25 protein-coding genes are annotated in these 25,790 nt (G+C 40.6%); 4 read left to right on the forward strand and 21 right to left on the reverse strand.

What is annotated here, in order from left to right; all coding sequences use genetic code 11:
* Positions 1-165 precede the first annotated feature (165 nt).
* The 12 genes from ACR65H_RS00595 to ACR65H_RS00650 all read right to left on the reverse strand — a co-directional run bounded on the left by ACR65H_RS00595 (position 166) and on the right by ACR65H_RS00650 (position 12,614).
* On the reverse strand, positions 166-1,701 hold the full coding sequence (locus ACR65H_RS00595) for a stalk domain-containing protein (protein ID WP_440498116.1): 1,536 nt from the start codon (positions 1,699-1,701) through the stop codon (positions 166-168).
* A 223-nt stretch (positions 1,702-1,924) separates the two neighbouring features.
* On the reverse strand, positions 1,925-2,836 hold the full coding sequence (locus ACR65H_RS00600) for an aminopeptidase (protein WP_440498117.1): 912 nt from the start codon (positions 2,834-2,836) through the stop codon (positions 1,925-1,927).
* The gene (locus ACR65H_RS00605) at positions 2,833-3,702 is read right to left on the reverse strand and encodes a DMT family transporter (RefSeq protein WP_440498118.1); all 870 of its coding nucleotides are present in this window, start codon (positions 3,700-3,702) and stop codon (positions 2,833-2,835) included. Before ACR65H_RS00605 ends, ACR65H_RS00600 begins: the two co-directional genes overlap by 4 nt.
* 137 nt (positions 3,703-3,839) lie before the next feature.
* The gene (locus ACR65H_RS00610) at positions 3,840-4,511 is read right to left on the reverse strand and encodes an AroM family protein (protein ID WP_440498119.1); all 672 of its coding nucleotides are present in this window, start codon (positions 4,509-4,511) and stop codon (positions 3,840-3,842) included.
* Entirely contained in the window at positions 4,511-5,449 is a 939-nt protein-coding gene (locus tag ACR65H_RS00615) for a DUF1177 domain-containing protein (protein ID WP_440498120.1), read from the reverse strand. Before ACR65H_RS00615 ends, ACR65H_RS00610 begins: the two co-directional genes overlap by 1 nt.
* A gap of 15 nt (positions 5,450-5,464) precedes the next feature.
* Positions 5,465-6,514: an S-methyl thiohydantoin desulfurase family protein gene (locus ACR65H_RS00620; protein ID WP_440498121.1), complete on the reverse strand. Its 1,050-nt coding sequence runs from the start codon at positions 6,512-6,514 to the stop codon at positions 5,465-5,467.
* 13 nt (positions 6,515-6,527) lie between these two features.
* Positions 6,528-8,096 carry an OPT/YSL family transporter gene (locus ACR65H_RS00625; RefSeq protein ID WP_440498122.1) on the reverse strand — a complete coding sequence of 523 codons (1,569 nt, stop codon included), beginning with the start codon at positions 8,094-8,096 and terminating at the stop codon, positions 6,528-6,530.
* Positions 8,093-8,743, reverse strand: a complete 651-nt coding sequence (locus ACR65H_RS00630) for an aspartate/glutamate racemase family protein (protein ID WP_440498123.1) — start codon at positions 8,741-8,743, stop codon at positions 8,093-8,095. The genes ACR65H_RS00625 and ACR65H_RS00630 overlap by 4 nt, the downstream gene beginning before the upstream one ends.
* Before the next feature lie 206 nt (positions 8,744-8,949).
* Positions 8,950-10,521: a PucR family transcriptional regulator gene (locus ACR65H_RS00635; RefSeq protein ID WP_440498124.1), complete on the reverse strand. Its 1,572-nt coding sequence runs from the start codon at positions 10,519-10,521 to the stop codon at positions 8,950-8,952.
* 424 nt (positions 10,522-10,945) lie between these two features.
* On the reverse strand, positions 10,946-11,494 hold the full coding sequence (locus tag ACR65H_RS00640; protein ID WP_440498125.1) for a competence protein ComK: 549 nt from the start codon (positions 11,492-11,494) through the stop codon (positions 10,946-10,948).
* 611 nt (positions 11,495-12,105) lie between these two features.
* On the reverse strand, positions 12,106-12,210 hold the full coding sequence (locus ACR65H_RS00645; RefSeq protein ID WP_440498126.1) for a hypothetical protein: 105 nt from the start codon (positions 12,208-12,210) through the stop codon (positions 12,106-12,108).
* Positions 12,165-12,614, reverse strand: coding sequence for a sigma factor (locus ACR65H_RS00650; protein ID WP_440498127.1), 450 nt, complete (start codon positions 12,612-12,614; stop codon positions 12,165-12,167). Before ACR65H_RS00650 ends, ACR65H_RS00645 begins: the two co-directional genes overlap by 46 nt.
* 254 nt (positions 12,615-12,868) lie before the next feature.
* Between ACR65H_RS00650 and ACR65H_RS00655 the strand changes: the two genes are divergently transcribed.
* Positions 12,869-13,669 carry a hypothetical protein gene (locus ACR65H_RS00655; protein WP_440498128.1) on the forward strand — a complete coding sequence of 267 codons (801 nt, stop codon included), beginning with the start codon at positions 12,869-12,871 and terminating at the stop codon, positions 13,667-13,669.
* A 132-nt stretch (positions 13,670-13,801) separates the two neighbouring features.
* Here ACR65H_RS00655 and ACR65H_RS00660 read toward each other — a convergent pair whose 3' ends face one another.
* Positions 13,802-14,083, reverse strand: a complete 282-nt coding sequence (locus ACR65H_RS00660; RefSeq protein ID WP_440498129.1) for a hypothetical protein — start codon at positions 14,081-14,083, stop codon at positions 13,802-13,804.
* Positions 14,084-14,189: 106 nt separating this feature from the next.
* Here ACR65H_RS00660 and ACR65H_RS00665 point away from each other — a divergent pair, with 106 nt between their 5' ends.
* Positions 14,190-15,164 carry a DUF2599 domain-containing protein gene (locus ACR65H_RS00665; protein ID WP_440498130.1) on the forward strand — a complete coding sequence of 325 codons (975 nt, stop codon included), beginning with the start codon at positions 14,190-14,192 and terminating at the stop codon, positions 15,162-15,164.
* A 281-nt stretch (positions 15,165-15,445) separates the two neighbouring features.
* Here the strand turns inward: ACR65H_RS00665 and ACR65H_RS00670 are convergent, their stop codons facing one another.
* The 6 genes from ACR65H_RS00670 to ACR65H_RS00695 all read right to left on the reverse strand — a co-directional run bounded on the left by ACR65H_RS00670 (position 15,446) and on the right by ACR65H_RS00695 (position 21,718).
* Positions 15,446-16,543: a tartrate dehydrogenase gene (locus ACR65H_RS00670; protein WP_440498131.1), complete on the reverse strand. Its 1,098-nt coding sequence runs from the start codon at positions 16,541-16,543 to the stop codon at positions 15,446-15,448.
* Between the two features lie 63 nt (positions 16,544-16,606).
* The gene (locus ACR65H_RS00675; RefSeq protein ID WP_440498132.1) at positions 16,607-18,028 is read right to left on the reverse strand and encodes an amidase; all 1,422 of its coding nucleotides are present in this window, start codon (positions 18,026-18,028) and stop codon (positions 16,607-16,609) included.
* 28 nt (positions 18,029-18,056) lie between these two features.
* Positions 18,057-19,325 (reverse strand): TRAP transporter large permease, encoded by a 1,269-nt coding sequence (locus tag ACR65H_RS00680; protein WP_440498133.1) that lies wholly within the window; start codon positions 19,323-19,325, stop codon positions 18,057-18,059.
* 18 nt (positions 19,326-19,343) lie between these two features.
* Positions 19,344-19,862, reverse strand: a complete 519-nt coding sequence (locus tag ACR65H_RS00685; protein ID WP_440498134.1) for a TRAP transporter small permease — start codon at positions 19,860-19,862, stop codon at positions 19,344-19,346.
* Positions 19,863-19,944: 82 nt separating this feature from the next.
* Positions 19,945-20,973 carry a TRAP transporter substrate-binding protein gene (locus tag ACR65H_RS00690; protein WP_440498135.1) on the reverse strand — a complete coding sequence of 343 codons (1,029 nt, stop codon included), beginning with the start codon at positions 20,971-20,973 and terminating at the stop codon, positions 19,945-19,947.
* Between the two features lie 106 nt (positions 20,974-21,079).
* Positions 21,080-21,718: a GntR family transcriptional regulator gene (locus ACR65H_RS00695; RefSeq protein ID WP_440498136.1), complete on the reverse strand. Its 639-nt coding sequence runs from the start codon at positions 21,716-21,718 to the stop codon at positions 21,080-21,082.
* A gap of 653 nt (positions 21,719-22,371) precedes the next feature.
* Here ACR65H_RS00695 and ACR65H_RS00700 point away from each other — a divergent pair.
* Together ACR65H_RS00700 and ACR65H_RS00705 are read left to right on the forward strand one after the other, a co-directional pair.
* A complete protein-coding gene (locus ACR65H_RS00700) occupies positions 22,372-22,698 on the forward strand; it encodes a hypothetical protein (protein WP_440498137.1) in 327 nt (108 codons plus the stop codon).
* A 267-nt stretch (positions 22,699-22,965) separates the two neighbouring features.
* Positions 22,966-23,109, forward strand: coding sequence for a hypothetical protein (locus ACR65H_RS00705; RefSeq protein ID WP_440498138.1), 144 nt, complete (start codon positions 22,966-22,968; stop codon positions 23,107-23,109).
* Positions 23,110-23,147: 38 nt separating this feature from the next.
* Here ACR65H_RS00705 and ACR65H_RS00710 read toward each other — a convergent pair whose 3' ends face one another.
* Both ACR65H_RS00710 and ACR65H_RS00715 read right to left on the reverse strand, forming a co-directional pair.
* Complete coding sequence (locus tag ACR65H_RS00710) at positions 23,148-24,569, reverse strand: Sapep family Mn(2+)-dependent dipeptidase (protein ID WP_440498139.1); 1,422 nt, start codon at positions 24,567-24,569, stop codon at positions 23,148-23,150.
* Positions 24,570-24,668: 99 nt separating this feature from the next.
* Positions 24,669-25,754: a M42 family metallopeptidase gene (locus ACR65H_RS00715; RefSeq protein ID WP_440498140.1), complete on the reverse strand. Its 1,086-nt coding sequence runs from the start codon at positions 25,752-25,754 to the stop codon at positions 24,669-24,671.
* Positions 25,755-25,790: the final 36 nt, after the last annotated feature.

A 25,790-nucleotide genomic window follows, 5' to 3' on the forward strand; every position in this document is an offset into this window, starting at 1 on the left:
TTGAAAGTGTTTTGTTATGTTCCATAACGCTTGGTGACGCCAGATAATAGATTGAGCAGATAATGAATACTGGTAGTTCGAGCTGCCACATTTTCAACAAAACAGCCAACTGGATTTTGACAGTTGGCTGTTTCTATTTATCTCTACTCCATTATGTTGTCAGTATTACTTTTTATGACCCACTTCCAAATAAATCGAGCCGGTTGCTTTAATAAATTGCGCTTTCACGGTTCTTCCGTTGGCTGTGAATTTGTCAGGGATATCATTTCGATTGAAGTAATTCCACACGCGGTCTGCATCTTTTCCGAAATACAGTTTAAACAACTCTTTTGAGACAATCGGGATGCGATACGATTGTTCCGCATCGGGGGACTGCCAGCCATAAAATTGAATACCGACCTCTTGCGATTTGCTGCTATTTTGGATGACTTCAATTGCCCGGACCATCCCGTACACGTCAAAAACAGCGCCATCATGAGTAAAGCCCAATTCATTTTCAAGTGTTCTTCGATTGACTTCCGGGTCTTTACTCCATTTAGATTTCAACGTAGGTGCAACCCATCCGTCGGCAAACATTTTTCCTTTTGCCGCTGTTTTCCCAAGTTGGATATGATCTTTTTTTACGTATCCGACATGCTTGCCCATTTTGATCTTATACCAATTTCCTTGAGCTCCGTCAATATGAATCTGTTGATTCTTAACGACTGCGTTCATACTATAAATTTTCCCAGGCGCCGAGACCATACCGACCCTTTGAGTAGCATAGCCGACTTGATTGATCGGTTCCTGTAAAGAATTAGGAAGCGCTCCAATGTAGATGGTTGTCTTCCTTTGATCTTTAACTGTTTTCACTTCATAATTCAAACCACTCGTAGAAGAGATGAATTCTAAGGGAACGAAAACGTGACCATTTTTTTGAATTGCTTTCGCGTTTACAATGACAGGATTTGCATGAACCATTATTTCTTTCAACGGAACCGTCCATGTATTAGACTGCCGATTCTCATGGGGATCATAGATGGAGGCAATCGATTTTCCAACCGTTACCGTCGCTCTTTTCATTCCACTTAACGGGACCATAACTTGATTTTTAATCGCATATGGTTCACTACCCATCAGTTTGGCAATTTCCAGAATCGGGACATATGTAGTACTATCACTTACAAACGGACTTAATTTACCTGAGAGTAACTTATTGTTCACTTTTACTTCAAGTGTTCTTTTCCGACTCAAGTCCTTTACAGACTTAGGTAGTTCCCCAACATAAATTGTCGTTAAGTTCCCCTCTTTGATTACTTCCACTGGATATGTCAAACCTTCTCCAGCTTCAATGAACTCTAGAGGGACATACACTTCCTCATCTTTATAAACCGCCTTCACCTCAGCGTTCTTGGTTTGCCCATTCACTTCTATCGTTCTCAAAGGAACGATGCTGCCATTGACAATGCCTATGGTATAACCGTCTGTTACACTTGAGGAGAAACCGCTCCTGAAGAACGAAACATGTTTTCTTCGTGATGGTAGAACTGTAACCTCTTCTCCCATTTTGTTTGCAATTTCCCCGAACGGAACATACAAAGTGCCGGCGCTGTAAAATGGCATCGACTCCGCCTGTTTATTATTGACCCACAGATCAAATGTCGGAGTAACCGTTTCAGCTGATGCAATGATAGTAGGTACTAAGAATGATAGTAATAACATGAAGACTGTTAGTATTTTTTCACATTACCCCTCCTAATAAATAGTAAAAAACTATTATATTATATAATGGAGGGAGTAGCTTGTACAATTTAATTTCAATTTTCATGTGTAGGACACTGTATAACTATTGCATTGCAGTCGGCAGTTGCTCATTCAATTAATATGTCAAAAGGCCGACCAAAAGATATTGGCCGGCTCGTATTATACTAGTATATTGTACATGTTAATTCCAAAGTACGGTTGGATTTTTGGTAACACAATCAATGTGCACGTTTGTCTTAATGGTACCTCCAAATGTGTGATTGGAGCCGAATGCGATGTGAATGGTATTGTACGCTTTTTCATCTTCAAGTATATTACCAGTCAAGCGGGCTGCATGGTTTGTCCCGATGCCGAGTTCACAAAGATACCTTCCATCTCCATCGCCTAACAGTGTGAGCAACGTTTCTCCATCTGTTCCCGTTGCATTCACGAGACGGCCTTTTTCAATCGTCAAGACAACTGGATGTTCAAGTAAGCCAATGCTGGCAATCGAACCGTTGATTTCAATTCTTCCTTCTGCTTCGCCTTCAGGAGGAGCTATGTAAGCTTCGCCAGATGGAAGATTTCCTGATGCACCAGGTTCCCTGAACACGCCTGTGCTTGGTACACCGTTTCTACCTTGTACTGGAATGACGAGCTCATAATTCTTTCCAGTACGAATGGTAACCGTTTTAGCCTCTGTTAGTTTTAGCGTCACTTCATTCGTTTCTGCTTCTACTTTGCTGTAATCTGCTGACATCGCACCATGTAAAAACATATCTTCGGTAATGCCGGGCATTGTGATCACGCTTATTCCTTTAGCGTTTGCATTTTTACGTGCCACCGTATGTGTTAAGGAGTGCTTCGTTAAACAGAAGACGAGTTCATAATTCAGCATTTCATTTGCTGTTTCTTCCGGAGGCTCTTCACCCGATTTTTCACGATCCTCCATGCAGTGATTGCTGACTTGCCAGCCGTCATCCTTCAAGGCTTCTGCAAATTTCCTCCCTACTTTTTCTGTACTCCTATCCATCAACACTAAAATACGCACATTCTTTTCCAGTGAAAAGTTGTTCACCATTAACGCAGCAACTGTTTGTCGGAAGTCATTCATTGTTCAACATCCTTTCGTTTCGATAAAAACACACTGTATAAAACTAACAATAACGCAATGAGGGTTCCAATACCAACCGGTTCATGCAATAGAAAGAAACCTAAAAGAATCGTCGTTATCGGCATTAAATATGTAATCGACAGGGCAAAGATGGCGCCCCTTGATTTCACAATATAATAATAGAGGAGATTACCCACACCTGAATTGATTGCACCTAACATAAAGAACAAGAAAACATTTCGAAATTCACCTAATCCTCTATAGCTTGCAGGTTCCATGAACAACATTAGAGGGGCTGCAAATAATGTCCCCATGACCATTGTAACAAATGAGAGCGTTACGACAGAATAGCCGTGTAGGAATCGATTTGTTAAAACCGCAGACAATGCGTATAAACTAACAGCCAAAAGCAACATAAGCGCACTGGTGAATTGAACGTCACCCACTGAAGAAGGACCAAAGAGGAATGCAATGAATATGCCAGTGAATCCAACCGCTACACTTACTTTTTCCTGCTTTTCTACATGTCCTTTCATTACAAACAACGTAAGCAGCACACCAAAAATAGGTCCAGTCGCATTTAAAACAGCGCTGACCGTCGTATCTAAGTGGCGTAAACTACTGCTCATAATTATCCAAGGTACACCCGCACTTAGCAGAGGGATTCCCGCTAACAAGTAGATCTTCTTCCGTGATAGTTCCTTGTAGCCTTTCCCGATAAATAAAAGCGGCATTAACAGGATAGCTCCGAAAAGACATCGAAAAAAGACGATGGATATAGGATGGAATTCGGGCAAAAGTAATTTGGTGAAATAAAACGTAGATCCCCATAACAAACTAAGAACGAGTAATGCGATCGTTGGCAAACTACTCCCCCCATCCATAGGATTTTTCTCAAATGCTATAGAATCCTAAAACAAGCAAAACAGCAGGACTCCTCGCTATTTGCGCGTCTACTGCCGTCCCTGCTGTTTTGCTGATATTTATATTCTGATAGTATGTTTTATTCAGCGATATACTCGGCAATAACCCTTGAAACGAGTGTACGAGGTAGAAGGACAGGCAGCCCGCTTCCTTTTACAGCCTCCGATTTATGTTGTTCATTGTATCCCATACAATCCAACACGATCAGATCAACGCCTTGCATTTGTAGTGCACGAGCTGCTCCAGCAATATCACTTTCCTCATATGGCGAAGCAACCTCGGTAAATATCTTCAACTCTTCCTGTTGCCATTTCGAAATCAATGTCTCACGCTGCTCTTCAAGTGGAATGATGAGTCCAAGAGACCCCGAAGGCAGAAGTGCGCTGACGATATGATTTAGCACTTTATCGGGATACACAATCGGTTTTTTCGTTTGCAAAGTCGGGAAATCTCCTGTGCAGAGCATAAGCACGATATCAACTGTCTCTTCAAGCGCACTCAACTCCGCTTGTAATAAAGGCAACAATTTGCTTTTGCCTATTTTTACAGATTTTCCGTCACGCATCCTTGAAATATAAGTTGTATCAAATTTATCCGGTTCAACAGAATGTACGGTTTCATTAGTTAAGCTGTCTAGACCACCACTCTCAACAATCGACACACTATTTTCAAGAATCGCTTCTATGGAAGGTGTTACATCCGTACGCGGAGATTGTCCAATTGTCAAAACACCTACACTTCTACTTGGCATTACTTATCAATCCCTAATGTTTGTAAATGCTTCATAGAACCATACAGTTTTTGCAACCGGTCGAATTCCTCCGCGTCATAGAATTCGATTTGACCTCTTGTAAACTCTTTCGCAATTTCAATAGAGAATCGGACAGCTTGCGCAATATCCACTTCATGACTTGCCCCGGTTCCACTTCCCGGTACAGCCGTTTTTGCCGTAATGGCCACACCAACAACGGGAGCATCCGTCGCCACGGCTGGTTGAAGAATGCTATTGATATGATATACATCATTGCCATACGGTGTAATATCTTGGGTTGTTACCGTAAATGTCACCGGTAGATCTCCCGTTGTCATCTCCATAATGCGCAGCAATTCGTCAGCAAATTTCAAGACATATCCTGACTTCACTGTTGGAGAAAGAGCAATTCCTCGATGATTAAATACACGATTCCCTTTCGTCGTATCAATCGAAACGACTGCATCCATTTCAGGAACCACTTCATACTGATTCATCGTTAAGATATCAACTGGCGATCCCATAAAATCGACCGGCTCATGCGGCTGCGTCGGGGCGGTCGGACAAATATGAGTCGTGACGATCACATCTCCAGGCAACCGATCCCCTTTGACAGACATGTTCGCAAGTTTCAATGCGATGGCTACCGCTGCGGCAGCTCCGTCACCGTCCGACACAAAGCCAATACGCTGCGGGCGGGCACCTAGTCCACCCAAACGGCCGACAATACCTAATGTACGCGCGTCTCCTCCACTTGACTTGCCTTCCGTCCCTTTAATGACAACTTTGACAAAGTCGGTAGAACCCTCTTGTCCCGCAACGGTTTCATATGTTGCTGTACAATGTTCAAAACCATCGAATAGACGCACTACTGATTCTCCGTTTGCATTCACGTCATCTAGCAATTCAATAACTTCCATTGTATATTTCAACGACATTTTTCATCATCCTTTTCAAATAATACTTTTATTCACAATTGGTTCAATTGCTTGCAGCAGTTTCTTATTCGACATCGTTGAACTTAGTTTCAAGTATTCTTTCGGAACGGAGATGACTGCGATTGCAAGACCTTCTTTTAGCTCCGCACTTACTAAAGGCATGCCAGTTTCCGCATCGAAAGTCATGATGAGATCCGGAAATGTCCCTTTCCGTTCTCCATTCATTTCGGCTGTCATATATTCGTTCCAAAATGTCAACTCTAGACTGTCGACTTGAACGAATCCTACGTCAAACCCTTTGATAGCCTTTAATTCAAAATTGCTAATGGTTCCAGAATGAATGACGCGGCCATGCAAGTGGGATGCAACAGCTTCAATTCGTTCCGGTCCTTCAGGTACAGAAAAGAAAACGTCTCCGAGTTCTATTGCTTGTGTTATTCCTCCCACAGCAGCATGCTCTTTCACATACTCTACGGACACGGGGTTCCGGCAAACGGCAACCATACCACCCGCCTCGACGGAAACGGAACGAACTGTATTGGAAGAAATATCGAGCGTACTCGTCACTACCCCTTCCACTTCCATTGACCCTTTTCCACCAGCGAAGGCCTGAATCGATTTATACCCTTCGACTTCCGACAAATTTAAGGAGCCCATGGAACCGGTCGGATGCGCTCTTCCATTACACGGTGCATCGAGGAACGGAAGTCCTGTTGCAGCGGCTTGTAGCCAACCATTAACAGTCGTTGCAGCCCCATTTTCATTTGTCATCAACGCCTGGATCGGCTGATCAAATTCCTTTTGCATCCGCTGCACTGTTGAAATGAGTTGAAGACGGTCTGTATGCGCTGCCGTTGCAGATGGGGCTCCGACAAGAGAGACACATGCCACATAATCCGTATCCTGCAATTCGTCTACTGTGATGAGCTCAGGTGCCCCGATTGCAAATGCCTGCTCGGTCTTCGCAAGTCCATCATGAATCCAGCCACCCCCTCCTCCGCCTAATATACAGCCGCCATAAACGGCTTTCTTTGCATCTTCTTTTGTCAGTCTTCGTTTTGTCATACTAAAACCTCCATTATTTCGCTTTCCATAAAGAAGTGAAGAAGCTGTAAATTGCATCTCCTGCGATAAACCCAGCAGCCATCGTGTACATCGCATTTTCCGCTTCCTGGCCTTTTACTTTCAAAACGATGAAACGGATTACTATCCCCGCAATAACAGCCCATCCGGCAATCGGATTTACTATTAATAGCCCCGTCGCAAACAAAATTCCCATCTGACGCTTAGGTCCACCTATTAACTGAATGATTGCTCCAGGAATGGCCCATAACAGCAAGAGCATACCAATGTTTCCACTCAACCCACTGTCGATAGTCGCAGCATACACATGATCGACAGGAGGAACGAGATTTTGTGAGAAAAAGGAATTATGGAACAAAGAAACCATTGCAATAGCGACTCCAAAACCGATTAATGAACTTTTCAATTGCTGTCTTCGGCCAAATAGTTCCATCGCAGTCTTTTGGTCTTTCCGTAAAATAGCGCCGGATTTGAAGTCATACCCCAAATCTGCAAACGCCGGTCCGGTTGCTGCTGTAAAACCTGTTAATAATGCTAGAGCAACAGGCGGGAAGCCAAGCATCATTCCGAGGAGCAGCGCAATGAGCGTGACAGCAAATGCTGGAAACCAGCCGGAATGCATGGCAGCAATCCCGACAATAATCTCACTGGCAAGTGCAGCAAAGGCAGCAAAAACAACAAACATGACAATTTGGAACGCAGACATGTCGCCTATAATTCCGCTTATGACAGCTAAAATGGCAGCCGCTATCAAATAAAGAACAAATCCAATCCCAAACCCTTTCTTGATATCAGCGTCAGTACGTGAATTGATATGCTCTCCTTCTTGAACGTCGCCGGGGTTCTTTTCTTTCTTTGACTTAACTAGCACTAAGATGAATTGTAATAGGGCAACGGTTCCTGCCCCAATCATCATGCCGTGGGGGATATAATACGCATTCAAGTCAACACCGAACAATGAATCTGAGTAGCCTCGAAGCAACAAACCGATTCCGAACATAAGCAATGCCCATATGTTTCCGATAAAGGCGACTCCGAATGCTGACATGGCAATTCCAAAATGCGAACCGACAAGCCCGCCTACAATCCCGATACCTAAGAATTTAGCTTTGGATCCACCTTCATCTCCCGCCTTTAGTGCCTCAGCCGTCGCAACACCCGGTGGCCATGTCTCAGCTGCGGAAAACAATTTAGAGTCAAATACTTTATAAAGGATGAAAACATCTACTAATAGGGCAAGTCCCGAACCAATTAACATTGGAACAATAAGTTCCGGCATTCCCATAACAAAAGGAATTCCGATAGGGATCAACAAACTGTTCGCCGCTCCAAACGTTGCAGCTGAAATAGATGTTTGAATTAAGTTTTGGTTTTCGATCGAGCGGTATTTGTAAAACATCTTCATCGGAATCCGAGCGATCAACATTGCTATCAACGCCCCGATAATGGATGTGTTTGGCGTGATTCCTAATGAGGTAATCAATTGCATACCGATAATTGCGCCAAAGACGGAAATGATGATTGAAAAAATAATGAATGGAAAATCAAATGTTTTAGTGTTCATCTTATCTCCTCCCCTCTCTTTATGAGCTCGTATACTGTAGCTTGTGCTTCCACTAAATCAATAACAGGAATATCGATATGTGTAACCAAGTAATCTTTCAACCTGATTGTGGAAAATCCTGTACAAGCGAATAAAACAACGTCTGCCCCCTCAGCAATGGCTTCCTGAGCAATCACAAGCAACCTCTCTTTTGCATCAGGCGATAGCAAATCAGTTGTTTTTCGTAACGTTGGATCATAGCGATACGAATGGAATTGATTCCCTAATCCCTTTTCAATCGTTAGTGGGATGTGGTCCGTAATCCCAATAACAGCAATGCGCTGGCCAACGAGACAAGCCGCCCTGGCACCACAGGCACCCGCACCCAATATCGGAAAATCGGTCAAACGCCTTAATTCGTCAAGTCCTGGGTCGGCAGCGCAACTAATTGTGATCGCATCAATCTCATCCCGTTGCATAAACTCATTAGCGAGAGCGATGATTTTAGGAATGGCAATCATTTCCGACTCATTATCGTAAATACCGTTTGGTTGGTCTTTAATACATTTTGTAATTGTCTCAACTTGATGGGTTTCCCACATTCGTTTTCCGTGTTCGAGCAACACATTATCGTCATCTGTTGTAAGCACTCGAATTATTCCCAACATTTCAACCACCCCTTTCAACTGATTATAAATATTTAAACTATTCTTCGTAATGCAAGAAATGTGAAAAGCTCAGTTCATTTTTTTGCACATCTTTTCAGAATTGGTGAATGACGGGTTGCCAAATTTATATAAAAAAGCCGATGAGAAGATAGTCACCTTCTCATCGACCTTTTAAAAATCATAAATGTATTGACTTGTACAAGCATTCATCCTGATAATTGTTTAATCTTCAAACAGAAATGAAGAATAAATCGAATTTCTGCATCATCCATATTCATATTCAGTAATTCCTGTATCTTCTGCAACCGATACGTAAGTGTTCGCCGATGTATGAACAGTTTTTCAGAAGTCTTGGTCATATTCCCATTCTCACTTAAATACATTTGCAGCGTATCCAATAGTTCTTTATTATTGCTTTGCAATAATGGGCTTAACAATGTATAAGCATAGCTTTGCACATGCTCATCGGCCGTTAACCCAATTAGAATTTCATAAATCCCTAATTTATCGTACGTATAAAACGTCTCATCCTTCCGCAATTTCCGACCGATTTCCATCGTTTTATCAACCAAACGGATGGCATCGTCCAATAGTCGGCTATGTCCCAGCAGCGGTCCCGCTGCAACATACAGGTCGTCGTATAGCTCGTTCATCCGTTTTTCTAACTGGCCCAGTATCATCGAATACTCGTCGGATCTACACTGCACAACTGCATAGAAGTGGTAATATTTTTCAAAGACAATGATTGAACGATCCGATAATGGTTCTAGCAAGCCATGCAGTTCTTTTAAAACGAGGCAAGAAGGATCAATTAAATAGGGAGAGGAAGAGAAGAGTTTCTCTGTCCAATTTGCTTGAAAACGCATGACAAAATACTCTGCTTCTTCCTGCCCACGAGACGAAAACTCCTCCAAATGTTCCAAATGCTCAATCCGCTTTTTCTGCAAATACAACTGTTCATTCATGAACAGTTCAATCAGCTTCGCAATCAACTTCTTCAATTGACTAGACGACATGTGAATCGAATGCAGTCTTTCAACATATGGAATGTGGATCGTAGCAAAAACTTGCTGGTTGGATACGAGCGGCAAAATAAGACAATCACGGAAGCCATCTATTTTAAGAATGGTCCGGTCACGTGTCACTAAACTCGTCTTCCAATCATCCAGCACTTCAGAATAAGAAGGATATACTGGCTTTGCGAAAAGAGCATCGGACTTTCTCCAGCCGTTCGGAAGAAATTCTTTTGAAGAATACATAAGCGCTCCTGACATATCCTCTATATAAACAGGGCTTCCAACGATATCATTAATTTCATTCAATGCTTCCGAAAGGGATGTGTAGCTTTTGGACTCAAATTCAGAAAAAGGATTGTTCACACTATCCACTAATTGTTTTTCTTCATAGAGCTTCTCATATAACGGGGTAAGCACATTGATATACGAAACGCTCTTCGGAATAATGATAATCGGAAAATCCTTCTCATTCGCAATTGCTATCATATCAATTGGAATCGAATCGACAAAACGGCCAAGCTTAATCACAATTCCGGCAGCTTCCTTATCAATTAACGTTCGCACAATCTCCACTTGCTTCCGTTCATCATGCCGAATGGAATAAAACGTCGTCATAACGAGGATGCCTGGCGTCACCCAACTAATCACTTCGGGAACCTCCATGACTTCTATAGAGGTGATCGGACGCCCAACCCCCTCATGCCCGGCCACAATCGTACTATTCGCCAATTCACCAATCTTTAGGGCTTCTCTAACATCCACATCTCCCCCACCTCTCCATCGTTACTTGAAAAAATATTGTTCCTATCATAGCATTTTTTAGCGTGCCGCTGTAGAGGGGGAAATTGTACTATTTTATTTAAACTTTACAAGGTGCCGTCGCGCCATCCAAAGCACTATATTCACTTTCCTTGCGTTGCGACCCACATTCGTTTCGTTGTGCAGCACATTCCTTGTGTTACGACCCCCATTCGTTTCGTTGCAAAGCACGTTCTTTGCGTTACGACTCGCATTCGTTTCGTTGCGCGGCACGTTCATTGCGTTACGACCCGCATTCGTTTCGTTGCAATCAGCCTTGCACCTTCACGCTTCTTTTGCATAACCAACAGGCACAATTCAGCCACTTGAAAACACCAAAAAAAGTCAACCAGATCACCCAGTTGACTTCTCCTTCCCTACACACCCCTCACTTATCAAACTTACGATAATTCCTATCCTTGCCTTTCTTCCGAATGAAATAGCCCGCCTTCGACTCGGAAACAGCGCCGTACGGAGTCTGTCCCTCAATCTTATGCTTCAGCATGAAAGCTCGCAAATACCTCTTCTCAAATGAATATTGACTCCAATCTAGAATGACTTCGCTGCCGTGATTCAATACGACCTTCATCTGCTTTTTATCAATCGCCTCGTACTCCTTGACATGGTTCGCAGCAAGCCAAACACAGTCCTTCTTGTCTGGAGACATGCTCGGAAACCAGTAGACGCTCTTCGACAAATTCAACACAATCGGCGGCATGGAGATTTCCCCTAAAAGCGTGCGTGCTCCGTCTCTCGCTCCCCTTAGGCTGGAACCGTAGCGGCGAAGGCTAAAATCGATCAAATCCGTCGGCTCGATATTCACTTTAAACATATCAGTCTCTTCCATCACTACCGAAAGCAAGTTACCGTTCTCGTCAAACTCTGGTAAAATAATGCTTGTTTTATCGTTTACTATATATTTTTCTTTCATTTCCATTTTCAAATCCCCCTTTTTTAGTTAACCCTTACTTTGTTGTTAAAAAAGGAGTATACTGACCTATAGGTCGGTACACTCCGGCTAGCAAGTCCTCGAGTGGGTCTCCGCAGACTCAGACACTCGGGGACTTTCCAATTTTCGTGATCACCTCCCAAAAGCTGCAGCCATTCCTGCACTGTCCAGCCTGAAGGATTCGCAATCATTGTGTTGACGTCAGTAAGCGCTTTCAATCATTTCGTGCCATCTCTCAAAAACAATATATAGTCTTCATGACTTCCTTATATATGGCGTTGATTGTTATACATTCATCTATTTGCTTACACTATCCAATATGATCCCGCGAATCAAAAACTCGTACCTTCTATTAATAGGCGGTCGTAGTGCAATGATTTATGGAGCAAACTGCTAGCGTATTTAATTCTTTTTTATCCAAACAATAAATAGAATCCACCTCCCATTTATCATTGCTTTCATTATAGTTCGAAAGAAATAAATAATCAACCAATTATGGGATTTTTATAATTATTTTGTAGTGTTTTGTCTAAGTGTAGATAAAATACACCTAAAAAGGGTTTTCCGCATCCGCAGAAAACCCTTGTCTTGACCATATCCTACACCTCTTCCTCTATCAACTCCTTCAGCTTCTTCAACATCCTCTGCCGCCTTTTCTTCACCCCGGCGACTGAAATACCGAAACGATCGGCACATTCCGCCAAGCTGCACCCTTCGACAAAAATCGATTGGATAAGCGTTTTTCGGAAGGGCTTAGCCGTTCAATCGCGTCATGGAGACGGTCAAATCCATCATCTTCTCCCGCACCCCCAATAACGTAAACGAGCACATCATCTTCAGTCGGCATGACGTTTTCTTCAAAACGGCTCTCCCGCTTCAACTCGTCCAACATCGCTCCGCGGATGCTCCGGTAAGCAAAAGGCGTAAAATCTCCTTTTTCATCATCAAACCTTGTCCACGCCTGCCATAACGCCACCCTCCCCGCCTGCCTGTACTGTTCATGATCACGGTAAATATTCAACTTTCTAAGCGAATGCGAAATCATCGGTTCATACTGCACTAACACATCTTCAAATTCCAACACGACGAAACCTTTCCGATCGTGCACGACACATCGTATTCCCGGGTGATTTCATCGTAAGCTGGGATTGAATTGTTCACAGTTCGAGAAAATTCATTCTGAATGCCCAAACTTCAATTATTGGAGCACAAACGTAAAGTTTCATATCACTTTTTATTGTTATTCGCTTTCAAACTTCAATTATTGCTAGATTTTTGTTCACCGCTCATAAAAAAATATTTTCCACTCGAGTATCCTTTTCGACCACTCCCCTCTATATAAAAAGAAAAGGGGAAAATGAAATGACACACTACCTAAAAGACTACTCGAAATTCAACACTATCGAAGAAATGGACACAGCTGCAGAACAGCACCTTTCACTTCACTGGGACAACTTGACGAAATCGGATCGACAAGTGCTCGACGTCATCCGCCGCTATTCGGTGAAATACGGTGCAGCCCATTTAAAACATGGAACGATCGAAGACGCTACGGGGAAATCAAACATCACTGTCCGTCGCGCCATCCGCAAACTCGTCAAACTAGAAATCATTGAAAAGGTTCACTACATCCGTCCCGTAATGAGCGGTCTCGGCGCCAACATTTACATCATTTTACCGTTCGATGACCAGGGGAAAATGAACGACCGGGATGATGACGACAAACCGCATCAGAACGAGGATGACAAGCAAGTTTCAAAGGATGAAGCTCTACTTTCTAAATCTCTATTAAGATTTAAAGATATTAACTACACGTCTCCTGCGGAATCGCAAAAGTTATCCACAAGTCTGTTCAGTCGGATGAAAGAACTGCTTGCAGGAACAATCGGAGACACAAAATTAGCCCGTGAATTCTACGGAATTCACCGGGCCATTTCTGGACGCATGTTGAAATATGAAATCTATAAAGGCGACAAGCACATCTTCGAAGACCTTGCCTATCGTGCGCTTATGATCACTGTGGTGGCTACAAAAAAGAAAGCGATCCGCAATTTGCCGGGATACTTCAAAGGTGTATTGGACAAGTTGGTCGATGATACGTATTTCAAGGATATGTTCATGCTGTTTGACGCACAGGTTGAGGGGTTTTATTGTCCTTATTGAATTACTAAGAGTTTGGATATATAACAAAAAAAAGAGCCAATCAGCTTTGTTGACCATAGTAGAATGGTCAGTAAAGCTGATGGCCCTAATTCGACATGGGTAAAGAGATCATCCTTATGTAAGCAAAAAAAATCAATGGATCATTACATTCATCTTGTTAACCTTCCAAGCGTCTCCATCTATTCGTTTGGATGGGGGGATATAATAATAGTGGAACTCGGTTACTTCGATATTCCGCGCATGTTCCACATAATCCTTTGAGGCATAAATAATATCACCTTTTCTCCTCAAAAAACTATTTTTCGCTTCAAGTTCGATGACCGTTATTATATCCAGTTCATCGTCTTGTTGTAATTTTTTAATTAAGTCCTTTGTTTCCGGATAGTCCCCCCAAATAATATGTGTTTTAGTCATTAGGTAACACTCCTTCTATTTTTTTATGTCTATTATACCACACAAAAATTATTTTTTCTGATAACTATTGCTCGCCAACTGAAAATAAACAGATAAGGATGGAATATTGACGGCTCTTAAGGGAGTAAGAAGAATTGCAGGTGTATGGATATTATCTGCAGGGTTGGTACTGTCAATCGAATTTTCAGGGTACATAGGGGAAGTATCCGCCGAAGAAAGAGTGAAGGCTCTTAACAAATATCAGAAGGAGCATGTTTATACGCAGGAGGATGTTCTCAAAGCGTTAGACGGGTACAATGGAGACAAATCTAAAAAAGGATTAATGGAGTACGGCTTGAAGACTGGGGATATGAGTCTTTTCCATGCTATCGATGCGATGATCCGACCTGCATTTTACGATGTTGTGGATGGGCGATTTGAAAAGAATAAGTTCTATTACGGTGCATTGATTGAAAAACATCTCCAAAGTGGAAATCAGTATATCACAAACTTTGGTCACGCAGCTGGAATAAAACATAAAAAGAAAGAAGATAAGAGGTTTTGGGAGCTCGTGGAAAAATATAAAGTAGCTCCTGGTCTCATTCCTTATGTAATAGGGTTCACAAACACAAAACAAAATGCAGATAAATATGGCGTTGAAGTGACGCCGATTGAATTTCATAATAGTAAATGGAATTTTCCTGATGTCATGACAAAAGGAAGTTTCAGCAATAAAGATAAGGTGATTGCGGTTGGAGAGCTAGAGACGGATGAGGAAATTGGCATGATGGATTATGATGATTACTTTGAAAAGATCGAGTGGATTGACAGAAAAGGTACATTATCATTAAGTATCTATCCGAAATTCTCTGTCTTCAAAAAGGAAGATGGGAAACTGGATGAACAGCATATTAAACATTCTTTTTATATCATTGAGAGCGAATTCGGACAAGATGAAAAGTGGAACAATACTGATTCAATGAGGATGCAATATGAGTGCCATGTTTATTTTGCGAGAGATAGTAAAGTGCCATGGAACATCGAACCGCATCGTACAGAGACACGTTTTTCAGAAACCGTATTGAAGTCGTGCAATCCTTAAATAGAAGAGCGACAAAATCAAATACCACTGGGGTTCACTTCACCAAATATGTTTATGTCGCTTTTTTTCGTACATTACATTCAACGTGCCGCAGTTTTGGGGGATGAAACAGAAAGGATAAAGGATAAGGTTAGTAGTTGCTTGATAAGCTGAGAAATAAGAAGTGAGAGAAAGCGACCAGATTAATTGAATGGTCGCTTTCTTTTTTATTTGCGTGGTTGATTGTTTCGTTGCGCGCTGGTTTGATTGTGTTTCGGCTTATTCCAGTAACAAAATACCGTTTACTCATCCCCAATTTGTTGAAACCCAGTGGACGGGTTCTTAAGAAGTTCGATGACCCTATCTCCAACTTGTTGTGTGGAGGAATTACCACCCATATCAGGCGTGAGTACGTCTTTTTCTGTTACAATGGTTTTGATTGTTGTCAGAATTCTTGTACACCAGTCGGGATACCCCAAAAAGTCCATCATCTGACTAATAGACCATATAGCTGCAATTGGATTCGCTATGCCTTTTCCGGCAATATCCGGGGCTGATCCATGTACCGGTTCAAACATGGATGGGAATGTTCGCTCTGGGTTAATGTTAGCCCCTGTCGCCAGACCCATTCCTCCCGTAATCCCTGCTCCGATATCCGTCAAAATATCACCAAATAGATTGGAAGTTACAACAATCTCAAATCGTTCCGGTTGAGTTACAAAATATAAACTAGCAGCATCCACAAGATACGAATATGTGGTCACATCTGGGTATTCCTTGCCCACCTCTTCAAAAACTTCATCCCAAAAAACCATGGAATAATTCAGTGCATTCGCCTTACTAACACTGGTTAATGTTTTTTTCATTTTTCGAGCTTCGGCAAAGGCATAACGGATGATACGCTCCGTCCCTTTTCTCGTAAACACTCCTGTTTGCAATACCACTTCTTCCGGCTTTCCTTTAAATAGCCATTCGCCTGCCCCTGAATACTCTCCCTCACTATTTTCACGGATAACCAGAAAATCAATATCTTTTTCAGACTTTCCTTTTAACGGTGTCAAAGAATTATTCAGCAAGGTAACCGGGCGTAGATTAACATATTGGTCGAATGACCTCCGGATTTTAATTAGCAGTTCCCTTAATGATATATGGTCAGGCACACCAGGATAACCAACAGCCCCCAAATAAATCGCATCATATCCTTTCAACTGCTCAATTCCATCATCAGGCATCATTTTCCCAGTCTCTATATAGTTTTCACAACCCCAATTAAATTCATTGAAAGAAAAAGATAATCTAGAATCCATTTCTTCAATCATTTTTAATACTTTTACACCTTCAGCTACTACTTCTGGCCCGATCCCATCACCTGGAATCAAAGCTATGTTGTAATTTTTCATATTTTCCCCTTTTAACTTCTCAATAAGCCATTTAATTTGACTGCTATTTTGGCGACTTCTCTTTTAACCAAGCAATACTTCCCTTTTATTAATTGATAGCTCCTTCTCCAAAGCATATCCAATCTTATACAGTAATGCTTCGTTAAAGTCCTTACCAATAAACTGGACTCCAATTGGCATTCCATCCTTAGAAAAACCGCATGGTACAGACAAACTTGGCAAACCTGTAAAATTAGTTGGTGCCGTCAATTTTATAATCGTCCATCGTATATGCTGTTCTTTATCCTGATTTAATTCAACATGGCGTTCATTGATTTTTGGCGGCAAAATTGGTACTGTAGGTGTTAATATAGCATCCACTTCTTCAAACACCTTATTAAATTGCGCTTTTGCATTCTGTCTCGCTTTCAATGCTCTAGAATAAGAAGATCCCTTTTCTTCTACCCCTGTTAAGAGCCGTTCTTTCACTTCGTCGTCCCATTTATTTGGATGGTCTTTCAAATGCTCTTCATGAAGTTCATAAGCATCACTTCTGAGTATCACTCTATGCGATTCCGTTATTTCATTCATATCAGGTAACTCTACATCTTTAAACACTACACCCATTTCACGTAAAACATTGATACTATTTTCTACACTCCGTCTTACATCCTCATTCATGTCATCAAAAAAGAATTTTGTTGGCAGTCCAATTGTTAAACCCTCTATGCCATTTTCAATACCTTCTGTAAAATCTTCAACTTCGCTTTTTACAGCGTTTGGATCTTGTTCATCATAAGCCACAATTGCATTCAATAATAAAGCATTATCCAAAACGGATCGTGTGATTGGTCCAACATGATCAAGGTTCCAAGATAGTGGATAAACGCCTCGTTTACTCACCCTCCCGAACGTCGGTTTCATTCCGACAACTCCGCAAAACGATGCCGGAATTCTAACAGATCCACCAGTATCAGTTCCCAAAGAACCATAAGATAAATTAGCTGCTACAGCAGCTGCCGAACCACTACTTGAACCACCAGTCATTTTTTCAGTATTATGCGGATTATGTACAGGTCCGTAATGAGAACGGTCCCCCGTAGGTCCATACGCAAATTGGTGGGTATTTTGTTTACCAATAATAATGGCACCTGCTTCTCGAAGTTTCTCGACGACAAATGCATCATAAGTTGGAATAAAATCCTGATAGATCTCCGAGCCCATTGTCGTTTTCATATCTTTTGTATAAATCATATCTTTAACGCCAATCGGTACGCCGTGAAGAGGCCCCTTATAGACACCCGACTCGATTTCCTTTTCCGCTTTCAAGGCTTGTGCCAATGCCTCTTCCTTGTCAAGTACGGTTATGAATGAATTGAGGGAAGCATCTACTGAATCTATACGATCTAACAGCTGATTCACCACTTCGACAGGGGAGACCTTTTTCTCTCTTATAAGCTCGGCAATTTCAAACAAATCATATGTCAATATATCTTTATTCTTCATACGAAACTTACCTCCATTATTGCTATTTTTAACGAGTTAAGAAGAGTGAGATTTCCGGGAATAAAATAACCAAAACTAGTCCAATAAATAAGAGTCCGAAAAACGGTAAAACACCATAAACCACTTCCCCAATCTTCTCTTTTGAAATTCCACTTACGACAAATAAATTTAAACCAACCGGAGGCGTAATCATTCCAAGTTCCATATTTATCGTCATAATAATTGCAAAGTGAATTAAATTAATATCAAATAAGAGTAGGATCGGGAGTAGGATCGGCAATGTTATTAGAATAATCGACACAGCGTCTAAGAACATACCTAAAACAAAAAACAATAAGTTTACACCAATAATGAATGCCCATTTATTTGTACTAGTCGATTCTATCCAATACGCTAAATTTTGCGGAACTTGTTCAGTTGTCAAAAACATACCGAAAATAGTTGCTGCCGAAATGATCAGAAAAATCATCGCGGTAATATTAATCGATTCTCTGATAACCTTTCTAAAGACAGGCATTTTCATTTCTTTATATATGAACACGGAGATGAAAAATGAATACAACACTGCCACAAATGAAGCTTCTGTTGGTGTCATTGCACCTGAATAGATCCCCCCTAGGATTAGAAGTGGCAGGAAAAATCCCCATAATGCTTTGCGCGTTTTACCCCATCTTTGAGACATATCCTGCTTTGGCAGCTGACCGTAATTGTTTTTTCTTGCATTAATAACAGCGGAAATCATTAAAATAACCCCAAGCAATATACCAGGCAATATTCCCGCCGCAAAAAGTTTACCAATTGACTCTTCGGAAACAACCCCATAGATGATAAGTGGAATTGAAGGTGGTAATAAGATTCCTAGAGTACCTGCTGCTGCTACGAGCCCCATTGAATAACGTTTACTATATCCCGCTTCTACCATTCCAGGAATCATTACACCTCCAACAGCTGCGGCAGTTGCTGGGCTAGAACCCGAAATCGCTGCAAAAATCATACATGCCGCAATCGTTACGAGTGCCAATCCACCTCTTAAATGGCCTATCCAGGATTTTAGCGCTTCGATTAAGTGGTATGAGATTCCGCCCCTTGCCATAATAATTCCTGCAAACACAAAACCCGGAATTGCCATCAAGGCAGAGGAGCTTGAAGAGATGAACATTTTATATATTACCGGATACATTGTAAAATCAATTATACTAAGTGCAACTAAACTTGATAGTCCTAAAGCTACCGCAATGGGCACCCTAATTAAACATAGGACAAAAAATAAAACGATTAATATTATGGTTGTATTCACGTCCTTCTCCCCCTTTCTTTAAAAGATATTTTGAACATCATCATTGCTATTTTCGACATCTAAGTCTTTTCCACGAATTGCATTAAAGGTTTTAACAATAAAGTATAATCCTAACAATCCCATACCTACTGGCATCGCCAAATATGTAATCCAATGTGGGATACCTAAATCTATACTAACCCCTCCCTGTTCGCGTGCAACATTTACCATTTCTACGCCCATGACCGCTAGAAAAATACTAAATCCTGCACCAAGTAGATTACTTACAATATCAACGACTCTTTTCATAAATGGAGGCAATTTCTCATAAACCAAATCCACTTTAATATGGTGATTCTCTTTTAAAGCAATTCCGAATCCAATAAATATAGCTGTCACCATAAATATTTCAAATAGTTCATTCGTCCAGATGATCGGATGGTTCATTACATAACGCATAAAGATACCGAATAGACAAATAATCGATCCTACAATGAAAAAGAAAGAAGTAATGAATTCCTCAACCACTTCTAACTTTGCAAGTATTCTCCCCTTCATAATTACACTCCTTTCTATTAAGTGAACGACAAGATTCTTATATAAGGAGTCATCTTGTCGTTCACTAATAGTTAACCTGAAATTATTTACCGATTTCTTGAGCGGCTTTAATATACTCTTCACCAATTATTGGCGTATACTTCTCATAAATAGGAGCCCAAAGTTCTTTGAATTCATTAATATCCTCTTCCGAAAGTTCATAAATCTCGATATTCCCACGTTCCTTGATTTTTTCAAGTGCTTCAACCGCCATTTCATTTGCAGCTTTCCGGGCGGCATCAGTTCCAGCTTTAATACCACCATCTACAATTTCTCTCGTTTCCTCATTCAGACCATCTAAGAATTCCTTGTTTGCAAAAAAAGCAAGATCGACACGTGTATCTCCAATAATCGTCATGTACTTTTGAACTTCATCAAACTTTTTGGAATTGATATTTACGAATGTATTTGTTTGTCCATCAACCGTTCCTTGCTGTAATGCTGTATACAATTCCGTAAAAGGTATTGTAGCTGAGCTTGCGCCAACTGCTTTAAATACATCTTCCAGAACTTGTCCACCTTGAGTTCGGAATTTTAATCCTTTAAAATCCTCGGGAGATTTCAATGCTCTCTTGTCGTTTGTAAAGTGTTTAGGTCCGTTAGGCCACATAGCCAAGCCGTAAACTCCGTCTTTTTCCAATGATGAAAGAATTTCCATTCCTTTTTCACTGTCCCAAAACTTTGTAGCCTCATCGTTATCTTCGAATAAGAAAGGCAACGATACAAGATTAAAACGAGGATCATCCCCAACCAATTTCGACATATCTTGTTGTGTAAACTGAACATTGTTTGCAACTAAATTTTGATAAACATCTTTATCTCCAAATAGTTGCCCATTAGGATATACCTGCACTTTAATTTTTCCATCAGACTCTTTTTCAATATATTCTTTAAAAGCAATTGATCCAGCATGCTGCGAGGTATTCTCCGCCACTTCATGGGAAAGCTTGATTGTAATTTTTTGCACACCATCGTCTGCACTGCCCGTTGAATCTCCACCGCCACATGCAGCTAACACAACTAACAACACCCCAAATAATATACCAACGAATGCTTTCCTCATACTTTTCATTTTCTAGCCCCCAATGTTTTTTATTATTCCCATAACCCTTACGCACTTTTTTTTGCAACCACCCCCTTTAATTAAAAATACACTTTGGCCAACGCAAGCCGTCTTTTCAATAATTCAGTTTAATAGTTTTTTCGACATTATTAAAATGATTTTTGATAGCGCTTTCAGGATTCCCATCTATAATTCCTTGTAGAATATCTTTATGCTCTCTTATTACCTCTTCTCTTCTAGATGGTTTTTTCAAAACTATATTTCCTATCCTTTTCATCATGTCGTATAATTGTTCCGTCATAACAAACAATCTCTTGTTATCCGAGTACTCATTCAAGGTTTTGTGAAACAGATAATCTAGATTTGTGAATTCCAAATCAGTTTGCACGCTGGAGTCTGGATTCATTAGATCAATCAAATCTTGTAGTTCGCTTCTTTTATTGTCATCAAAGGATTGAGATACTTTTTTTGCGATTGCGCATTCAATAATATTCCTAATCTCAAAAATCTCTTCAATCTCTTTAATCGTCAATGGGCTAACATATACACCTTTATTAGGAAGGGAATAAACCCAGCCTTCTGCTTCTAGAATTTGAACAGCCTCCCGAAAGGGGGTTCCACTCACTCCATAGAGTTCAAGTGCTTTCTTTTGAGTGATTGATACATGATCTTTTAATGTTCCATTTGTTATGTCTTCCTTCAGCTTAAAATAAACCTCCATTTTTAAGCCTTTAACGCTTCTTGAACTTATCATAATATTTCTCCTTTACTAATTATTATCAATATACACTAGCCTAAATACTAAATCCACACATTATATATAATGCGGAATATTCAATTAATTAATGAATTGCATACCATATTTTATAATGCCTGCGCAGTACACGCTTATGACAATTCAACTAACTGTATGAACATTCATAGAAAAGTTAGCCGTTTCCTTAAGACGGCTGGCCTTTCAATACTTTCTCTTTCTCATTCAATTATAGTTAACAAACTGAATAGTTTGTCGCATAGGCACTCTACTTTAGTTTTATTTTCGTCCTTACGTTAATGCCCCTGAGACTGATTCCCTCCCCATTTAGGTCCAAGATTTCACGATAATGAATCATAAAAAAAATACCTTCGATATAAAAAATGTCACTCCCAAAGGTGTGCTCATTCATTATACAAAGGTATGAATCGGTAATCGCCTGTCATTCGCTGGTACATTCGTTATCAACTGGTGGTAAGAAAGATGGCAGAGGTGATACATTTTAGTGGCCGTAATCATCAAGTTCGATAACAGTTATTATATCTAATTCATCATCTTGTTGTAATTTCTTAATTAACTCCTTCGATTCCGGATAGTTCCCCCAAATAATATGTGCTTAGAAAGCCCACTCAAAATTCAGCACAATTGAAGAAATGGACGCAGTTGCAGAACAGCAGCTTTCACTTCATCGGGACAACTTGACGAAATCGGATCGCCAAGTACTCGACGTCATCCGTCGCTATTCGGTGAAATATGGTGCGGCTCATTTGAAACATGGAAGAATCGAAGACGCTACGGGAAAATCAAACGTAACTGTTTGTCGCGCCATCCGCAAACTCATCAAACTAGAAATCATTAAAAAAGTCCACTACTTCCTCCTCATGAGCGGGCTACGCGCCAACATTTATATCATTTTCCTCTTCGATGACCAGAGGAAAATGGACGACCGGGACAAGAATGACAAACGTCATGACAACTAGGAAAATTTTCCAAGCAAAAGCTTTTCCTATTAAATCTATATTAGCATCTCAAGATCTCAACTACACGTCTCCACAGGAATTGTAAAAGTTATCCACAAGTCTGTTCAGTCGAATAATAGATCTACTTGCCGGAACAATTGATGATACACAACTATCCCTTGTATTCTACGAAATTCACAGGGCCATCTCTGGACGGACGTATGTTGAAGTTAGAGACGACAAGCATGTTTCCAAGGCCTTGCCTATCGTGCGCTGATGATCACTGTCATGGCAACGAAGAAGAAAGCAATCCGTAATTTACAGAGGTACTTCAAAGGTGTGTTGGACAAGTTAGTCGACGAGGCGTACTTCCAGGATATGTTTATGCTGTTTGATGTGACGGTGGAGGTGTTTTATTGTCTGGAAGTTTAATAGGTACTTTTTATAATGACCAACTTATCGGTAGGACATCATATTACATCTTCTGCAGAACTTAAAAATTCATATATTGCTTTGGCATAGATTGCACATAAATTTACTAGTTGTTCAATTTCAATTGCTTCATTTGCTTGATGAAGTGTCCCGACTCCTTTAGGAAGTTCTACTGTCCCTTCGGGTGGAAGTGGGCCATAGGCAACATGATTTTTAAAGATACGGGCATAGGTTCCGCCGCCTGTTGTTTGAAGTGGAGTTGTTGTATCACCTGTTATTTCCCTGTATATTCTTTCTAATGTTTTAACAAATTCACTATTGGGGTCTACAAAAAGTGGTAGTGTATTTGATGTGATTTCAAACATCCATGACCTGTCAATACTAACTTTAGTTCTCAACTTCCTTATTAGTTCTTCTTGATTTATACTTTTTGGATACCTCATGTCAATAAGGAGATCAAAATCTGTTTCATTAATATTAATGACTCCAAGATTCATAGTTAAATTTTTAAAATATTTATCATAGTAGTTAACTCCAAATCCACTTCCATCCCATTCTTTACATAAATCAGTTATTTCTATAGCAAATTTGTCATTAAATTCTTGCCCAATCCAATCTAGTAAATGTGTAATTGCATTTATTCCAAACATTGGCATTTGAGCATGGGTTGAAACCCCTTCTAAACTAACTGTAGCAAGGGTACCGTCATAGCTGATTTTTCCGGATGTCCTATTTCTTTCATTATAGGCCATGAAGGATTTTATTATCGATGCTTGGTCTTTTCCACTGACATCGACTAAGGCACTTGCTCTATTGGGTACAATGTTTCCACGTAAACCGGCATTTAGTTTTTTTATAACACTATAATGACTTCCCTTTATTATAAATTGCATTATTCCTTTTTCTCCATAGACTACTGGAAATGAATTGTCCGGCGTCATTCCAAAGGTTGGATGTTCATTTACTTTTTCTGCATAATACTTAAGACAGCCCATGCCAGTTTCTTCATTGCATCCAAGTATGAAATGAACTTTTCGCTTTGGTTCATCGATTATCGAACGCACAATTTCCATCGCCGCTAATACCGCTACGGCGGGTCCCTTATTATCAATACTCCCACGGCCGTGGATTCTACCGTTTTCAATCACTCCTTCAAAAGGATTTGTATTCCATCCTTCACCCGCAGGTACAACATCAAGATGGGCTAGTATCCCAACTATTTCATCCCCCTCTCCATACTCAACTCTGATGACATGCCCATTAAAATCTACGGTCGTAAAACCCTTTCTTGATGACTGGGCTAAAAAAAGATTCAATGCCTCCCTAGGTCCTTTACCATAAGGAGCATTTATTGATTCATCAGCTGTAGATTTATCTTCTGTGGAATCAATTTTTATCAATGCTATTGTTTCATTAATAATTTGTTCTCTCTTTGCATTTGCCAGTCCTATCCAATCCACTTATGCCACCTCATTATTGTTTGGAATCATCAATCATCACAATGTCTAAGAAAGAAGGAGATCCTTTTAATATGATCTCCTCTTTTCTCAATTATTTTATTATCTATTACTTTCTTTAAATCTTTGTAAATCATCATTTGTTAAACGTTTAATCACTTCAACAAGTGTATTTACTGTGGCGATATATCTGTCCTTATGGACGAATGCGCGTGGCGACAGAATATATAATGATGGTATTGATAAGGATATTGTTACAATACCATCAAACAACCTGTGAATTTCATGTGCTTCCCCACCACCATAGTTTTGCACGATAATGTCTACTGGGTAGCCCAAGTCTCTTCCTGCTTCTTGGATAAATTTACTAAGCTCTCTATTTCCGATTATTTTACTATCGTAATGCCGAATTACAACCCCACCTTTTAGTTTATGCCCATCTGGATCACTTCCAGGAAAATCGTCACATTTGGCTACGTCAACCGTTATTGAAATATCGGGTTTTACTTTGTAACCAGCCGTTTTTCCTCCCCTATACCCGACTTCTTCTTGTACAGTTCCGCAAACAAATACATCACTTTCATGTTCATGCCCCTTTAGCTGTTTCATTACATCTATTATGATGTTGACGCCAATTCTGTCATCCCAAGCTTTTGCCATCATTACATCTGGATCAGCCATTTCCCTAAAGTCAACACGAATTGTGACTGAGTCTCCTCGTTGAATACCTAATTCCAGAACATTTTCCCTTCCTCTAACACCAGTATCTATATATAATTCACTCATTTCCCGAATTCGATCCGGGTTTTTATCCTCGTCTGGGAAATGTACTCCAAATAGTCCAGGAACATCTTTTCCAGAGCTAGTATGAATTAAGACTTCCTGTCCAAGAAGTGTATGGGTCCACCAGCGGTTGAGTGACATGACTCTAATCAACCCGCTTTCCTCAATCTTTTGTACTATGAACCCAATTTCATCGGTATGGGAAGATACCATTACTCGCGGTCCATTCCCCTTTCCTTTTTTCAAACAAATCAACGATCCCAAATTATCATAGTCAAATTCTTCTGCATAGCCCTCAAGCGCTGATTTCATAAGTCTTGTAACTCTAAATTCGTTTCCGGATGTTCCACCAGCTTCGGTGACCGCCTTAATGCGCGCTAAATCTAATTCTTCCTTTTTCAGCATAAAAATCTCTCCCTTTGCTCTATTTTTCAAGCTTGA

The organism is Sporosarcina sp. SAFN-015, from assembly GCF_059415085.1.

Bases quoted from the DNA above. Each gene is read 5' to 3' on its own strand.
- ACR65H_RS00595 (WP_440498116.1), bottom strand. From the start codon at position 1,701: ATGTTATTACTATCATTCTTAGTACCTACTATCATTGCATCAGCTGAA.
- ACR65H_RS00600 (WP_440498117.1), bottom strand. From the start codon at position 2,836: ATGAATGACTTCCGACAAACAGTTGCTGCGTTAATGGTGAACAACTTT.
- ACR65H_RS00610 (WP_440498119.1), bottom strand. From the start codon at position 4,511: ATGCCAAGTAGAAGTGTAGGTGTTTTGACAATTGGACAATCTCCGCGT.
- ACR65H_RS00615 (WP_440498120.1), bottom strand. From the start codon at position 5,449: ATGTCGTTGAAATATACAATGGAAGTTATTGAATTGCTAGATGACGTG.
- ACR65H_RS00620 (WP_440498121.1), bottom strand. From the start codon at position 6,514: ATGACAAAACGAAGACTGACAAAAGAAGATGCAAAGAAAGCCGTTTAT.
- ACR65H_RS00625 (WP_440498122.1), bottom strand. From the start codon at position 8,096: ATGAACACTAAAACATTTGATTTTCCATTCATTATTTTTTCAATCATC.
- ACR65H_RS00630 (WP_440498123.1), bottom strand. From the start codon at position 8,743: ATGTTGGGAATAATTCGAGTGCTTACAACAGATGACGATAATGTGTTG.
- ACR65H_RS00640 (WP_440498125.1), bottom strand. From the start codon at position 11,494: ATGGAAATGAAAGAAAAATATATAGTAAACGATAAAACAAGCATTATT.
- ACR65H_RS00655 (WP_440498128.1), top strand. From the start codon at position 12,869: ATGACACACTACCTAAAAGACTACTCGAAATTCAACACTATCGAAGAA.
- ACR65H_RS00660 (WP_440498129.1), bottom strand. From the start codon at position 14,083: ATGACTAAAACACATATTATTTGGGGGGACTATCCGGAAACAAAGGAC.
- ACR65H_RS00670 (WP_440498131.1), bottom strand. From the start codon at position 16,543: ATGAAAAATTACAACATAGCTTTGATTCCAGGTGATGGGATCGGGCCA.
- ACR65H_RS00675 (WP_440498132.1), bottom strand. From the start codon at position 18,028: ATGAAGAATAAAGATATATTGACATATGATTTGTTTGAAATTGCCGAG.
- ACR65H_RS00685 (WP_440498134.1), bottom strand. From the start codon at position 19,862: ATGAAGGGGAGAATACTTGCAAAGTTAGAAGTGGTTGAGGAATTCATT.
- ACR65H_RS00690 (WP_440498135.1), bottom strand. From the start codon at position 20,973: ATGAAAAGTATGAGGAAAGCATTCGTTGGTATATTATTTGGGGTGTTG.
- ACR65H_RS00695 (WP_440498136.1), bottom strand. From the start codon at position 21,718: ATGATAAGTTCAAGAAGCGTTAAAGGCTTAAAAATGGAGGTTTATTTT.
- ACR65H_RS00700 (WP_440498137.1), top strand. From the start codon at position 22,372: ATGGACGCAGTTGCAGAACAGCAGCTTTCACTTCATCGGGACAACTTG.
- ACR65H_RS00705 (WP_440498138.1), top strand. From the start codon at position 22,966: ATGGCAACGAAGAAGAAAGCAATCCGTAATTTACAGAGGTACTTCAAA.
- ACR65H_RS00715 (WP_440498140.1), bottom strand. From the start codon at position 25,754: ATGCTGAAAAAGGAAGAATTAGATTTAGCGCGCATTAAGGCGGTCACC.